This window comes from Streptococcus sp. SO4 (assembly GCF_030440055.1).
In the GTDB taxonomy this organism is placed as follows: domain Bacteria; phylum Bacillota; class Bacilli; order Lactobacillales; family Streptococcaceae; genus Streptococcus; species Streptococcus nidrosiense.
Genome location: NZ_JAQFJI010000007.1, coordinates 105,246 through 117,956, shown reverse-complemented (window position 1 = coordinate 117,956; position 12,711 = coordinate 105,246). Strand labels below are relative to the sequence as shown.

The 12,711-nt window shown below is 38.7% G+C and carries 19 protein-coding genes; 6 read left to right on the top strand and 13 right to left on the bottom strand.

Annotated elements, in window-relative coordinates:
- Nucleotides 1-168: 168 nt before the first annotated feature.
- Nucleotides 169-384 (bottom strand): YdbC family protein, encoded by a 216-nt coding sequence (locus PCY08_RS05790; protein WP_000807425.1) that lies wholly within the window; start codon nt 382-384, stop codon nt 169-171.
- 98 nt (nt 385-482) lie between these two features.
- Between PCY08_RS05790 and PCY08_RS05785 the strand changes: the two genes are divergently transcribed.
- Nucleotides 483-803: a hypothetical protein gene (locus PCY08_RS05785; RefSeq protein WP_045763778.1), complete on the top strand. Its 321-nt coding sequence runs from the start codon at nt 483-485 to the stop codon at nt 801-803.
- A 30-nt stretch (nt 804-833) separates the two neighbouring features.
- Here the strand turns inward: PCY08_RS05785 and PCY08_RS05780 are convergent, their stop codons facing one another.
- The 7 genes from PCY08_RS05780 to rpsP all read right to left on the bottom strand — a co-directional run bounded on the left by PCY08_RS05780 (nt 834) and on the right by rpsP (nt 4,237).
- Entirely contained in the window at nt 834-1,172 is a 339-nt protein-coding gene (locus PCY08_RS05780) for an ATP cone domain-containing protein (RefSeq protein WP_001196044.1), read from the bottom strand.
- A 12-nt stretch (nt 1,173-1,184) separates the two neighbouring features.
- Nucleotides 1,185-1,904 (bottom strand): tRNA (guanosine(37)-N1)-methyltransferase TrmD, encoded by a 720-nt coding sequence (gene trmD / locus PCY08_RS05775; protein ID WP_045763779.1) that lies wholly within the window; start codon nt 1,902-1,904, stop codon nt 1,185-1,187.
- Nucleotides 1,894-2,412, bottom strand: coding sequence for a ribosome maturation factor RimM (rimM, locus tag PCY08_RS05770; RefSeq protein WP_045763780.1), 519 nt, complete (start codon nt 2,410-2,412; stop codon nt 1,894-1,896). Before rimM ends, trmD begins: the two co-directional genes overlap by 11 nt.
- Before the next feature lie 36 nt (nt 2,413-2,448).
- The gene (locus PCY08_RS05765) at nt 2,449-3,231 is read right to left on the bottom strand and encodes an alpha/beta hydrolase (RefSeq protein ID WP_045763781.1); all 783 of its coding nucleotides are present in this window, start codon (nt 3,229-3,231) and stop codon (nt 2,449-2,451) included.
- Between the two features lie 95 nt (nt 3,232-3,326).
- Nucleotides 3,327-3,662, bottom strand: a complete 336-nt coding sequence (locus PCY08_RS05760; RefSeq protein ID WP_045763782.1) for a MazG nucleotide pyrophosphohydrolase domain-containing protein — start codon at nt 3,660-3,662, stop codon at nt 3,327-3,329.
- A gap of 43 nt (nt 3,663-3,705) precedes the next feature.
- Entirely contained in the window at nt 3,706-3,945 is a 240-nt protein-coding gene (gene kphA / locus PCY08_RS05755) for an RNA-binding protein KphA (RefSeq protein ID WP_000379617.1), read from the bottom strand.
- Between the two features lie 19 nt (nt 3,946-3,964).
- A complete protein-coding gene (rpsP, locus tag PCY08_RS05750; protein ID WP_000268760.1) occupies nt 3,965-4,237 on the bottom strand; it encodes a 30S ribosomal protein S16 in 273 nt (90 codons plus the stop codon).
- Between the two features lie 180 nt (nt 4,238-4,417).
- On the opposite strand from rpsP, the gene PCY08_RS05745 reads away from it, so the two are divergent.
- From PCY08_RS05745 to PCY08_RS05725, 5 genes are all read left to right on the top strand, one after another.
- On the top strand, nt 4,418-4,951 hold the full coding sequence (locus PCY08_RS05745) for a hypothetical protein (RefSeq protein WP_301559738.1): 534 nt from the start codon (nt 4,418-4,420) through the stop codon (nt 4,949-4,951).
- 113 nt (nt 4,952-5,064) lie between these two features.
- A complete protein-coding gene (locus tag PCY08_RS05740) occupies nt 5,065-5,808 on the top strand; it encodes a DeoR/GlpR family DNA-binding transcription regulator (protein WP_301559737.1) in 744 nt (247 codons plus the stop codon).
- Between the two features lie 13 nt (nt 5,809-5,821).
- Nucleotides 5,822-6,634 (top strand): HAD family hydrolase, encoded by an 813-nt coding sequence (locus PCY08_RS05735; protein WP_301559736.1) that lies wholly within the window; start codon nt 5,822-5,824, stop codon nt 6,632-6,634.
- A 71-nt stretch (nt 6,635-6,705) separates the two neighbouring features.
- The gene (locus PCY08_RS05730; protein WP_000717397.1) at nt 6,706-7,512 is read left to right on the top strand and encodes a peptidylprolyl isomerase; all 807 of its coding nucleotides are present in this window, start codon (nt 6,706-6,708) and stop codon (nt 7,510-7,512) included.
- Nucleotides 7,513-7,540: 28 nt separating this feature from the next.
- Nucleotides 7,541-7,780 carry a zinc-ribbon domain-containing protein gene (locus tag PCY08_RS05725; protein WP_301559735.1) on the top strand — a complete coding sequence of 80 codons (240 nt, stop codon included), beginning with the start codon at nt 7,541-7,543 and terminating at the stop codon, nt 7,778-7,780.
- 61 nt (nt 7,781-7,841) lie between these two features.
- On the opposite strand, the gene abc-f is transcribed toward PCY08_RS05725, so the two are convergent.
- From abc-f to gla, 5 genes are all read right to left on the bottom strand, one after another.
- Entirely contained in the window at nt 7,842-9,383 is a 1,542-nt protein-coding gene (gene abc-f / locus PCY08_RS05720; RefSeq protein WP_301559734.1) for a ribosomal protection-like ABC-F family protein, read from the bottom strand.
- Between the two features lies 1 nt (nt 9,384).
- Entirely contained in the window at nt 9,385-9,858 is a 474-nt protein-coding gene (locus PCY08_RS05715; RefSeq protein WP_301559733.1) for a VanZ family protein, read from the bottom strand.
- Nucleotide 9,859: 1 nt separating this feature from the next.
- Nucleotides 9,860-10,945 (bottom strand): 23S rRNA (adenine(2503)-C(2))-methyltransferase RlmN, encoded by a 1,086-nt coding sequence (rlmN, locus tag PCY08_RS05710; protein ID WP_049503002.1) that lies wholly within the window; start codon nt 10,943-10,945, stop codon nt 9,860-9,862.
- Nucleotides 10,946-10,961: 16 nt separating this feature from the next.
- On the bottom strand, nt 10,962-11,495 hold the full coding sequence (locus PCY08_RS05705) for a YutD family protein (RefSeq protein ID WP_301559732.1): 534 nt from the start codon (nt 11,493-11,495) through the stop codon (nt 10,962-10,964).
- Between the two features lie 315 nt (nt 11,496-11,810).
- A complete protein-coding gene (gla, locus tag PCY08_RS05700; RefSeq protein WP_049503004.1) occupies nt 11,811-12,680 on the bottom strand; it encodes an aquaglyceroporin Gla in 870 nt (289 codons plus the stop codon).
- Nucleotides 12,681-12,711 lie beyond the last annotated feature (31 nt).

The window sequence follows — 12,711 nt, the reverse complement described above, 5'->3', positions numbered from 1 at the left end:
ACTCTTATTCAAGTGGGCTTTTATCTGTTTTATCATAGGAAGTACCTCCTTAACTATCAGTTTAGCACATAAAAAAAGAAACCCAAATACAGAATTGTATTTGAATTTCTTAACTTAATGACATTGGGGTTTTTCCCAGCTTCTTTTGGATTATTCTTACATGATTGCTTATTGATTCTTAAAGGCATCGACCATCACTTGAAACTCCTCGTTTGAGAGGGTGATTCCTTTCCCCATCTTAGTGTGGTCTGGACTCCAAGCACGAATGTCAAACTTTGCTGGTGCACCATTAAAGCTGACACGATTGATTTCCTTGGTCCAACCTTTTTCATTCTCTGAGAGCGTAAGTAAGTGTTCTTCGATTTCAAATGTAAATTCTGCCATTGTATTCTCCTTTTGATTGTCTTCACTTGATTATTCGTAAAATCTTGTAGATTTTTTTAAAATTGTATATAATAATGGTAAAAAGAAGGGAGGCTCCGATGAAAGATTTATTTAAACATATTCAACAAAAATTCCAAGGATTTCTCAACGGACGAGAAGAACCAGATCATTCCAAAGCTGACTCCCTGACAAGTGCCATTAAAGAGGCACTCCTGAAAAAAACTGCTGTCCACATTATTTTTTCAGATACAAGTTTTACAGGGGATATCATCAAATTTGATACGGACCGCCAGCAAATTATCGTTAAAAATTTTGCAAAAAATGTGACCCGCATTATTCGAATCCCAGATATTCAAAAAATAAGTTTTGTTCCCTCAACTGTCCAAACTGCCCAAAAAAATCGATTCAAGAAAGAGTGAGATGTGTTTTCTTCATCTCACTCTTTTCTATTAACGAATTTGTTCAAAATGAAGGTGAACAGCAATGTGTTCTCCGTAACCACTTCTCTCTAAATCCCGTTGCAAACGGTAAGAGATATAGTGTTCAGCGATGGTGATGTAACCTGCACCAAGCAAGCGATGCTCAACCATTGATTGAATCATGCTGATTGTCGCACGCTCCACTTTTGCCTCTTCTAGATCCAAGACAACTTTCTTAGTTACCTGAGCTAGATTTTGACGTAAATCATCTGTCAAAACATAAACCGTTTGAGCAGCTTTGAGAATGGCTTGATAGATTTTATCTGGATCAAAGTCAGCAACTTGTCCATCACGTTTAATGACTTGCATAGGCTTCTCCTTTTAATTTGTATTTTCTTTAATGTCCGCTAATATTTTAGCTTCTTCTGCTGTTAATTCATAATGTTCCAACAAATCTGGTCTACGCTCATAAGTTTTTTTGAGACTCTCATAGAGACGCCATTGGCGAATCTTCTCATGATGCCCACTCATAAGCACTTCTGGAACCACCATACCTCGATAATCATAGGGACGTGTGTACTGAGGATATTCAAGGAGCCCAGATGAAAAGCTATCATCTTGGTGACTGGTTTCTTTCCCAATCACTTCTGGTATCAAGCGAACCGTCGCATCAATCATGGTCATAGCCGCCAATTCTCCTCCAGTTAGCACATAATCACCCAGGGAAATCTCATCTGTTACCAAGGTCTTAATGCGCTCATCATAGCCCTCGTAGTGACCACAGATAAAGATGAGTTCCTCTTCTTGTGCTAAATCTTCAGCATAAGCCTGGTCAAACTGCTTACCAGCAGGATCCAAAAGGATCACGCGCGGATTTTTCTTTTGAATAGTATCAAAGGCATCAAAGATTGGCTGAGCACGCAGCAACATCCCTTGACCACCGCCATATGGTTCATCATCCACATGACGGGCCTTTTCAGCATAGTCACGAAAATTATGATACTGGATATCTAAAAGCCCCTTTTCACGGGCCTTTCCAACGATAGAATGTTCTAGCGGAGAGAACATCTCTGGAAAGAGGGTTAAAATATCAATCTTCATCGTCTAACCCTTCTAAGAGTTCTACATCCACGCGCTTATTAGGAATATCAACATTGAGCACGACCGGTGGGATATATGGTAAAAGCAGATCACGTTTTCCCTTACGCTTAACTACCCAAACATCATTGGCCCCTGGTTGCAAGATTTCCTTAATGGTTCCAATCAAGTTGTCACCCTCGTAGACCTCTAGTCCAATAATCTCGTGATAGTAAAATTCACCCTCATCCAGGTCATTAAGGTTTTCTTCCGCAACCTTCAAACTGTAGCCCTTGTATTTTTCGATATCATTGATGTGATACATATCCTTAAATTTGATGATATCAAAGTTTTTCTGTTTACGGTGGCTAGCGATGGTCACTGTTTTGACAAACTGATCTTTTTCATCAAACAAGGCCAGCTCTGCACCTTTTTTAAAGCGTTCTTCCGAAAAATCCGTCACAGATAAGACTCTCATCTCACCTTGCAAACCTTGTGTATTGACGATTTTTCCAACGTTAAAATAGTTCATTTGATCTCCTGTAATTTCCTTATCTCCATTTTCTTCTTACAATTTTTTAATAATATCTACAATTTTCTCTGATTCGGACCACTGTAAATAATGGTGATTCCCTCCTAAAATAAGTTTAGTATTGGAAGCCCAATATTCTGATTCTCTGTACTCTTTTTCTCTATAAGCCTGACAAAAAATAAATACAGGGATATGAGATTCTATCGACAAATTCTCAAAATCTTCCTCAGTAATTTCTCCAGATATCTGAAATTCTGGATCTTGATTTTCCAACTCTAATCCTTTTTCTTGCATTAATTTCCAGATTTCTTTGTTAGTTTCAGGGTTAAATGTGGATTGAGTTAAGTTCTTAAAATAAAGTTCAGGACCAAATTCTTCAATCAGTCTCATTTGCTCTTCCATTTCTGGATAAGAATTTTCTGAAAAATCAGCAAACATTACTTTTTTAGTGGTCGGTTCAAGCGCTACTAAAGCCTGACACTTAATTGGTTTGTTGAGCAATTTGCAAGCTAAAATTCCACTCAAACTATGTGCACAAAGTATATATTCAGAAATCGCCAATTCTTCAAGTACTTCATAAACTGCATCTGCAAGATTATCCAGATTTTTTCCAGCTTGGTCATGAATCGGACTCCTACCTGTGTTCGGAAAATCAATTGTCAAATAACCAATTGTAGGAGGAAGTTTTTCAAGTATAAGTGAAAAATTTTCATAACTTGGTAGCAAACCTGCGCCATTTAAACAAACAAGCACTTTCTTTTGCTTTTTATAAGTAACAGAGAGACCGCCAATTTTTGTAGTTACTTCAAACCTCTTCATAAAGAAATCCACTCATTCTATAACAATGATTTATTAAAAATCCTTATCCTTTATTTTATCACGTTCCAGGGATTTTCACAAGTTGGAGGAAAAAGCTAGTTCTGATCTTCGGCTTCTAAAAATCCTTCCAAATCTCGTTCATGCTGATATTTGATAGCTGCCTTTTTGTCTTTTTCAAAAATGGTCTTGGTTAGATCAATGTCGTTGATGGCTGCAATTGCAATGGTGTAGTGAATGATATCAGCAAGTTCTTTAGCAAGTTCCTCGTTCGAGTCTTGAACACCCTCTTTTCGACCAGAGCGTCCATTTAAAACTTCAGCTACTTCACCAACTTCTTCTACCAATTTGATAAAAAGACCTTCCTCAGTCCGAGACTGCTGGTAATGTTCGAGTAAGTAGTCTTGTAATTGTCTAAACGTTAAATCCTTCATATTCTGCTCCTTGCAAAAAAGCGAGACATCCGTCCCGCCCTTCTTATTTTTCGTCAATAACGATTCTTACTTTTTTGTCTTCAGTTGGGACAGAGTAGACAATCGTTCTTATCGCAGAAATAGTGCGACCCTTACGACCGATTACACGACCCACATCACTTTGATCAAGATCCAAATGATATTCCAAAAACTCTGGTGTATCTTCAATCTTGATAGTTAAGGCATCTGGTTGTGAAATCAAGGGTTTCACAATCGCAATAATGAGATTTTCAATCGTATCCATCTGTCAACCTACTTTAGAATTATTTAGAGAATTTAGAATCGTGGAATTTCTTCAATACGCCTTCTTTTGAAAGGATGTTGCGTACTGTATCTGAAGGTTGAGCTCCATCAGCCAACCATGCAAGAACGCGGTCTTCTTTCAAAGTTACTTGGTTTTCAGCAACAAGTGGGTTGTAAGTTCCAACTGTTTCGATGAAACGTCCGTCACGTGGTGAACGTGAATCTGCTACGTTAATACGGTAAAAAGGTTTTTTCTTAGAACCCATACGAGTCAAACGGATTTTTACTGCCATTTTTAATATCTCTTTTCTTTTATTTTTTTAGTTCGGTGAAATAGCTTAGCTATTTAGCACATGTTCTATTATAGCAGATTTCTGATAGGTGTCAAGAAAAAAACTTGACAGACTTTAAAATTTTTAAATTTTTTTAGAAATTTGTTAGGCTAATAGGGATACATTAGAAAGAGAAACTTTATGAATACTAGTCTAGAGAAGATTTACAAAGACCATCAAGTCAAACCTTACATCTCTCCAAATCGTGATATCGAGACTTGGCTACTAAATCCCAAGCCTGTCCCAAAACGAAATATGGAATTACTAGAAGACAAGCTCCTGGCAGGAGATATTATCCTCCTCTGGCGAATTCAGTTTGGTACCTTTACTACAGAAACTTGGTTTCCAAAATATTTTGAGTATACTTATGGCATCGATGCTCCAAAACATTTAGAAACGCTTGTTGAAAAAGGCTATGCTCTTGTCGAAACTGCTTTTGACTCGCTTGACCATCTAAATAGTACCATGAAAAAGAATATCCTGAAGAAGAAGGGAGTTACTGGACTTTCCAAGATGAAGGCTTCTGACTTGAATCAAGCCCTTCATGACCATTTTTCAGAAGAGGAATTAGCTAGTCTCTTTTCGATTCGCGGTTATAAACTAACTCCAAAAGGAGAACAGGCTCTCAAGGACCATCAGGCAATCATTGACCGCCATCCAAAGAAGAATCTTTAATCAACCAAGTCAGGTTGATTTTTTTGTAAATCATTTAAAACACTTATAAATCATTACATTTATTGACAATCGCTTACAAAAGAGGTATATTAGTATTAAAAGGGGGAATTCCTATGTACCAAGAACAACGATTAGAAGAAATCATAAAACTTTTAGAAGAGAGAGGAAGTCTATCGGCAAGAGAAATGGTTGACTATTTCCAAGTATCCAAGGATACCATCCGGAGAGATTTTTCCATTCTTGCAAAGGAGAAACGAGCAAAAAGAACTCATGGAGGTTTATTGCCAATTCAAAAGCAACGGATTCTTGGTTATAAAGGTCGAGCAGAACAATCTTCTAAAGAAAAAGAGAAAATTGCTCATTTAGCTACCCAACTCATTTCTGATTCACAATTAATTTTCTATGATGTTTCAACAACTGTACTTGAGTTAGCAAAAATAACAGATAAAAAAGTTACTATTTTCAGCCATTCATTGGATAATGCACTGGTCTTAGGAGAAAATGAAAATGTCGATTTTCACATTATCGGTGGACGATTTCATAAAAAGAATCGTTTCTATTACTCATTAGAAGAATCCGAATCTTTGAATAGAATTAAATTTGACTTAGCATTTTTTGGTGCAGCTAGTCTTTCAGACGGACAAGTTAGTTTTGAAGATCAAGAAGATGTTCTAATGAAAAAAAGAGCATTTAAAACCAGTAAAATTCGCGTCTTGTTAGCTGAAACCAGCAAGATAAACAAACACTCTCATTATATTCTTTCCGAACTTATAGATTTTGATTATTGGATTACAGACAAAGAACCCGACCTGGAAATTCAACAATCTTTAGATGGCAAAACAACTATTCTATTTTAAAAAGGAGCAAAATATGTCAAGAATTAAATTAATTATGAGTGATATTGACGGCACTATTTTGGATAAAAATCACCAATTAGATTCTCATTTGATAGAACTGATGCCGCTTTTAAAACAAAGTGATATCCCTTTTGTTCTAGCTTCTGCTCGATCTCCTCTTGGTATAGCTCCAATTTCGAAAGCACTGGGGATTACAAGTTTTCCAATTGCAAGTTATAACGGTGCTCTCATTAGTACAGGAGATAAAATTCTGAGTCAGCATTCTATTAATAAAAAGGAATTACTCTTACTACATGATTTTTTAACAAAAGAATTTCCGACAGTTTCAATTAATGTTTATTCTGGAAAAGATTGGTACGTAAATACTTTAGATAAATGGGTAGAAATTGAAGCCCAGATTACTGGAGAGAACCCAAAAGTTACTTCACTAGGAGATCTTCTTCAGGAAGAAAAGAATCTTATTCATAAACTTTTACTAATAGATAACGCAGCTACTATCCAGAAACTTAAAGAGACATTAGCAACCATGGATTTCCCTCAAACTGACTTTTACCTTTCGAAGGATAACTATCTTGAAGTCACACATAATCAAGTCTCAAAAAAACAAGCTTTGTTAGAATTAGCCAACTATTATCAACTATCATTCACTGAAATTATGAGTATTGGAGATAATTATAACGATATTCCAATGATTGAGACTGCTGGACTTGGTGTTGCAATGGGAAACGCTCCTACAGATGTTAAAGTCTGTGCAAATAAAGTAACAGATTCTAATGATCAAAATGGGGTAAGTAAGGCCATAAAATTGTATGTACTATCGGAATGATCACAATTGAATATTTGAAATCCACTTTCAATTAGGGTACAATGGTAGAAATGATTTTTGAAAGGATTACCATGAAAAAAATAGCAACACTTCTATTAATCTCAACTTTTGCCCTTGCTGGATGTAGCAGTATCCAACGTAGTCTCCGAGGGGATGACTATGTAGATTCTAGCTTAGCTGCCGAAGAAAGTTCCAAAGCAGCTGCCCAATCTGCCAAGGATCTCAAAGACGCCTTGACAAATGAAAATGCTAACTTCCCACAACTCTCTAAGGAAGTTGCTGAAGACGAAGCTGAAGTCATTCTCCACACCAGTCAAGGAGATATCCGCATCAAACTCTTTCCAAAGCTAGCTCCACTTGCGGTTGAAAATTTCCTAACTCACGCAAAAGAAGGCTACTATAATGGCGTTACCTTCCACCGAGTGATCGATGGCTTCATGGTCCAGACTGGTGATCCAAAAGGGGATGGTACTGGTGGGGAATCCATCTGGCATGATAAGGACAAGACTAAAGACCAGGGAACTGGTTTCAAGAGCGAAATCTCTCCTTACCTCTATAACATTCGTGGTTCTCTCTCTATGGCCAATACTGGTCAACCAAATTCAAATGGTAGCCAGTTCTTCATCAACCAAAATACGACAGATATTTCTGCCAAACTCCCTACAAGTAGCTATCCAAAGAAAATTATCGAAGCCTACAAAGAAGGTGGAAATCCTAGTCTAGACGGTAAACACCCTGTCTTTGGTCAAGTCATCGACGGTATGGATGTTGTTGACAAGATTGCCAAGGCTGAAAAAGACGAAAAAGACAAACCAACTACTGCTATCACTATTGACAGCATTGAAATTGTTAAGGACTACGATTTCAGTAAAAAATAGGATGACCCTAAAATAAGGAGATGTGAAAATGATTTTATTCTGGGGTTCAAAAGGTTACCAAAAGATCTTAGGACATACTCAAACCACTATCGAGTGTGGTCACTGTAACAATACCGACACTTGGGAAATTTCAGAAACTGGACGTAAGTTTACCCTCTACTGGATTCCGCTCTTTCCTTACGGAAAAACTTATTTTGTTTCTTGCCCGATTTGTCACTACGGGAAAGAAATCCAAAAATCTGATCTTGAAACCTATTTGAATTACTAGCCAAAAAGCCAAGTCACCCAGACTTGGCTTTTTCCTATTCTAGTTTTGCGGGATTCTCTTTTTATGTCAACTCATTGAAGTCCCAGATTTGGTCCATCCAGCCTTCGTAGAAGTCTGGTTCGTGACACACCATGAGGATAGACCCCTTGTATTCTTTCAGAGCACGTTTGAGTTCATCCTTGGCATCCACATCCAAGTGATTGGTAGGTTCGTCAAGAACAAGGACATTATTCTCTCGGTTCATCAAGAGACAGAAACGAACCTTAGCTTGCTCTCCACCTGACAATACTTGGATTTGACTCTCGATATGTTTAGTCGTCAGACCACAACGAGCAAGGGCTGCACGAACTTCGGCTTGATTGAGTGCCGGAAAGGCATTCCAGACTGCTTCCAGTGGTGTCTGACGATTGCCACCTTCCACTTCTTGTTCAAAGTAGCCAAGTTCTAGGTAGTCACCACGCTCAACTTCCCCAGCAATAGGTGGAATAATCCCCAAAAGACTCTTCAAGAGAGTTGTTTTCCCGATACCGTTGGCACCGATAATGGCAACCTTTTGATTGCGTTCAAAGGTAAGATTTAAGGGTTTGGTAAGGGGACGATCGTAGCCAATCTGCAAGTCCTTAGCTTGGAAGATAAAGCGACCAGGTGTACGAGCTGTTTTGAATTCAAAGGATGGCTTTGGTTTCTCACTTTGAAGTTCGATGATATCCATCTTATCCAATTTCTTCTGGCGGGACATGGCCATGTTTCGTGTTGCAACACGCGCCTTGTTTCGAGCCACAAAATCCTTGAGATCCGCAATTTCTTTCTGTTGACGTTCATAGGCTGCTTCCAATTGCGATTTCTTCATGGCATAGACTTCTTGGAACTGGTAGTAATCTCCAGAGTAGCGAATCAACTGTTGATTTTCTACATGATAGACGATATTGATAACGTCGTTGAGGAAAGGAATATCGTGTGAAATAAGAACAAAGGCATTCTCATAGTTCTGGAGGTAGCGCTTGAGCCAGTCGATATGTTCAGCATCGAGATAGTTGGTTGGCTCATCCAGAAGCAAGATATCTGGTTTTTCAAGAAGGAGTTTTGCCAAAAGTACCTTGGTTCTTTGTCCACCTGACAAGGCTGTTACATCCGTATCCATTCCAAAGTCCATGACACCAAGGGCACGCGCTACTTCATCAATCTTGGCATCCAAGGTATAGAAATCACGACTTTCCAAACGGTCCTGAAGTTCTCCAACTTCTTCCATCAATGCATCAATATCAGCTCCCTCTTCTGCCATTTCCATGTAGAGTTCATTGATACGTGCTTCTGCTTTGAATAATTCGTCAAAAGCTGTTCGGAGGACGTCACGCACAGTTTGTCCTTCTTTGAGCACAGCGTGCTGGTCCAGATAACCAGCTGTCACATATTTAGACCATTCCACCTTACCTTCATCAGGTAACATTTTACCAGTTACGATGCTCATGAAGGTTGATTTTCCTTCACCATTGGCACCAACTAAGCCGATATGTTCACCTTTAAGGAGGCGGAAAGATACATCTTCAAAAATCGCACGGTCACCAAAACCGTGACTCAAATTTTTAACTTCTAAGATACTCATTTTAATTCCTTATCTTGTTTTTATGTAGTAGTTTATAGAGAAGCCAAGCCAGGTAGCCACCCAAGGTATTGGTCCACAAATCATCAATCTCAAAGACCCGATTAAAGTCCAAGAAAAAGTCTAAAACTAGTTGCGTGCATTCAATTCCCAAGCTCAATAAAAAGCTGACCAATATCACTTTCTTAGTATTTCTTAGACTAGGCATGAGAAAGAGAAGCTGGAAAATCAGTGGGAAAAGCAAGAGGATATTTAAGGCATTCTGCAAAAAAATCCAAAATAACTGAAAAAGACTTGTTACTTCACCCAGTTTCCAGAGGGAGTTAAAAGGCGTCAAAAGAAAAACCAGGCGTCCAAAAGTTTGAATACCTGGAGTTTCCACTCCTGTAGGAAGTTGAGGCTGGGGAGTAAAACAAAAACAGACGATACAAAGACTGTATAAAAGCACTCCCAAGCTTAGTAATGTTTTTCGACTCATCTTATGGATTTACTTCAGCTACTGCTTTTTGGCGATCACGCTTCATGGTATTTGAACGCAATTGTCCACAAGCCGCATCGATATCTGTACCATGTTCCTGGCGAACGACACAGTTGACACCTTTTTTCTTGAGTGTATCATAGAAAGCCATGACACGTTCTTTAGGACTACGACTATATTGATCATGTTCACTAACTGGGTTGTAAGGAATCAAGTTGACATAAGACAATTTCTTGATATTCTTAAGCAATTCAGCCAACTCAAGTGCTTGTTCAACTCCATCGTTCACTTCATTTAGCATGATATATTCAAAAGTTACGCGACGGTTAGTTGTTTCAATATAATACTCGATAGCTGCAAAGAGTTTTTCAATTGGAAAGGCACGGTTAATCTTCATGATGCTTGAACGAAGTTCATTGTTTGGTGCATGAAGAGAAACAGCAAGGTTAACCTGAACACCTTCATTGGCAAAATCACGAATCTTGTGAGCCAAACCTGAAGTTGATACGGTGATATGGCGAGCACCGATAGCCATTCCCTTATCGTCATTGATGGTACGGATAAAGTTCAAGACATTATTGTAGTTATCAAAAGGTTCTCCAATACCCATAACAACGATATGACTAACACGTTCATCTTGTCCACGTTCATCAAAATATTTTTGGACTAACATAATCTGCGCAACGATTTCACCGTTATTGAGGTCACGTTGTTTCTTGATCAAGCCTGATGCACAGAAGGTACAACCGATATTGCAGCCTACCTGAGTGGTTACACAGACTGACAAACCGTAGTGTTGGCGCATCAGTACAGTCTCAATCAGCATACCATCTGGCAACTCAAAGAGGTACTTGACAGTACCATCGGCTGACTCTTGCACGATGCGTTGTTTCAAAGGATTTACCACAAATTGATCATTGAGTTTGGCAATCAAATCCTTAGACAAGTTGGTCATTTCTTCAAATGACTGGACACGTTTACGGTAAAGCCATTCCCAGATTTGATCAGCACGGAATTTCTTTTCTCCTTGCTCCAAGACCCACTCTTGCATTCCTTGACGTGTTAAACTATAAATCGACGGTTTCATCTTTTCTCCTTACTTTCTAGTCCTTCTTACGGATGACAAAATGACGTTGCACCTTGTCTTCTTTCTGAGATTTTTGGTCTTTTGAACGGCGTCTATTTCTCTTATCCGTATGATTTTTTTTCTTACTTTGAGAAGTCTTTTTCCCTTTGCGAGAGTCCTTTTCTTCCTCTTTTTTGCGCATCTTTTGGTCAAATGGTGCTCGTTTAGGAGCTTCATTTTCTAGAACAAAATAGGCACATCCATAGCTACAATACTCTAGTAGGTAGTCTTGCAAACGACTGATTTTTTCTAAAGATTCTTCAGCTCGTTCATTCTTATAAAATCCCCGTAAGCGTAACTGCTCATTACTCCAGTCTCCAACAATATAATCAAACTTGGTTAGTACTTCTGAAAAGCGTTGAGTAAAAGCTGTTGCATCAAAAGCATCCTTGCTATTTTCAACTAGAGTAAAAACAAAATCTTCAGCTTCCACTCTGTTTCCAGTCAGTTGAAATTCGGGACCAGGGAATTTATTGTAATTATATAATTCGGGTGCAATTTCTTTACGCATAATCTTCCTTTTTCAACGATTACTTAATACTCTATTCTACCATATTTTCGCCACATTTTCACCTTTAGTATTAAAATGAAAAAAATCTGACGATTTAATACTCTTCAAAAATCTCTTCAAACCACGTCAGCTTCGTCTTAGATTATATATGTGACTGACTTCGTCAGTCTTATCTACAACCTCAAAGCAATGCTTTGAGCAGCCTGCGGCTCGCTTCCTAGTTTGCTCTTTGATTTTCATTGAGTATAAGAATCTCTATCTAAAAACTCGACTTTTGTATACAAGAAAAAACTGGGGTTTCCCAGTTTTGAGTGATTATAGGTAAAGTAATTTGAAAAGTGCTACTGCTGCAATACCAGCTGCAATCGGTGCAACTACTGGTACCCAAGCATACCACCATTTTGAATCACCCTTGTGTTGACCAAGGATTGATTTTGGAAGGAAGGCATGAAGGAGACGTGGTCCAAAGTCACGAGCTGGGTTCAAACCAGGTCCTGTAGGTCCTCCAAGTGAAGTAACCAAAGCCATTACTAGGAAACCAAGTGCCAAGTGACCAACAGCAAGTCCTGATGCTGTATGAGGCGCTACTTGAGCTTTAATTGCCAAATCAGAGAAGTCAACATTTTGACCAGCTTGAGTTGCCATTTGTTTCATGTATTGGAGGACTTCAGCTCCAAAGAAGTTCTTTGTCATACCAAGTGCTGCAAAGAAGAGAACGAATGAACCAACAAACTCGTTGATAAAACCGTTAACTGTTGCTGCAAAGCGTGATTCTTTTGTACCTTGGTCAATACTTGAAATTGTTGAGAATGTTCCCAAGATATTGTTTGCTTTTTCAGTTTGCAAGTAGTAAGGACGGTGAGTTGCAACAACCAAGGCTTGTCCGAAGATTGCTCCCAAGACTTGTGCAACGATGTATGGTACTACTTGTGCCCAAGGGAAAAGTCCGCTAACTGCTAGACCAAGAGTGAAGGCTGGGTTGATGTGGTTACCAGAAACATTACCAAACATCAAGGCAGGGATCATAACCCCCATACCGTAACCAACAGCGATAACGAGCCAGCCACTTTGGTGACCTTTCGTACCTTTAAGTTCAACGTTGGCAACTGCACCATTTCCCAAGATGATCAAGATGGCTGTTCCCAAAAATTCAGTGGCATATTTGACTGCCCATGCGAAATCCATTGATAGATTCTCCTTAATATTTTTTAGACAA

Excerpts from the sequence above, each read along its gene's own strand:
- PCY08_RS05790 (WP_000807425.1), bottom strand. The coding sequence starts at position 384 with ATGGCAGAATTTACATTTGAAATCGAAGAACACTTACTTACGCTCTCA.
- PCY08_RS05785 (WP_045763778.1), top strand. The coding sequence starts at position 483 with ATGAAAGATTTATTTAAACATATTCAACAAAAATTCCAAGGATTTCTC.
- PCY08_RS05780 (WP_001196044.1), bottom strand. The coding sequence starts at position 1,172 with ATGCAAGTCATTAAACGTGATGGACAAGTTGCTGACTTTGATCCAGAT.
- trmD (WP_045763779.1), bottom strand. The coding sequence starts at position 1,904 with ATGAAGATTGATATTTTAACCCTCTTTCCAGAGATGTTCTCTCCGCTA.
- rimM (WP_045763780.1), bottom strand. The coding sequence starts at position 2,412 with ATGAACTATTTTAACGTTGGAAAAATCGTCAATACACAAGGTTTGCAA.
- PCY08_RS05765 (WP_045763781.1), bottom strand. The coding sequence starts at position 3,231 with ATGAAGAGGTTTGAAGTAACTACAAAAATTGGCGGTCTCTCTGTTACT.
- PCY08_RS05760 (WP_045763782.1), bottom strand. The coding sequence starts at position 3,662 with ATGAAGGATTTAACGTTTAGACAATTACAAGACTACTTACTCGAACAT.
- kphA (WP_000379617.1), bottom strand. The coding sequence starts at position 3,945 with ATGGATACGATTGAAAATCTCATTATTGCGATTGTGAAACCCTTGATT.
- rpsP (WP_000268760.1), bottom strand. The coding sequence starts at position 4,237 with ATGGCAGTAAAAATCCGTTTGACTCGTATGGGTTCTAAGAAAAAACCT.
- PCY08_RS05745 (WP_301559738.1), top strand. The coding sequence starts at position 4,418 with ATGAATACTAGTCTAGAGAAGATTTACAAAGACCATCAAGTCAAACCT.
- PCY08_RS05740 (WP_301559737.1), top strand. The coding sequence starts at position 5,065 with ATGTACCAAGAACAACGATTAGAAGAAATCATAAAACTTTTAGAAGAG.
- PCY08_RS05735 (WP_301559736.1), top strand. The coding sequence starts at position 5,822 with ATGTCAAGAATTAAATTAATTATGAGTGATATTGACGGCACTATTTTG.
- PCY08_RS05730 (WP_000717397.1), top strand. The coding sequence starts at position 6,706 with ATGAAAAAAATAGCAACACTTCTATTAATCTCAACTTTTGCCCTTGCT.
- PCY08_RS05725 (WP_301559735.1), top strand. The coding sequence starts at position 7,541 with ATGATTTTATTCTGGGGTTCAAAAGGTTACCAAAAGATCTTAGGACAT.
- abc-f (WP_301559734.1), bottom strand. The coding sequence starts at position 9,383 with ATGAGTATCTTAGAAGTTAAAAATTTGAGTCACGGTTTTGGTGACCGT.
- PCY08_RS05715 (WP_301559733.1), bottom strand. The coding sequence starts at position 9,858 with ATGAGTCGAAAAACATTACTAAGCTTGGGAGTGCTTTTATACAGTCTT.
- rlmN (WP_049503002.1), bottom strand. The coding sequence starts at position 10,945 with ATGAAACCGTCGATTTATAGTTTAACACGTCAAGGAATGCAAGAGTGG.
- PCY08_RS05705 (WP_301559732.1), bottom strand. The coding sequence starts at position 11,495 with ATGCGTAAAGAAATTGCACCCGAATTATATAATTACAATAAATTCCCT.
- gla (WP_049503004.1), bottom strand. The coding sequence starts at position 12,680 with ATGGATTTCGCATGGGCAGTCAAATATGCCACTGAATTTTTGGGAACA.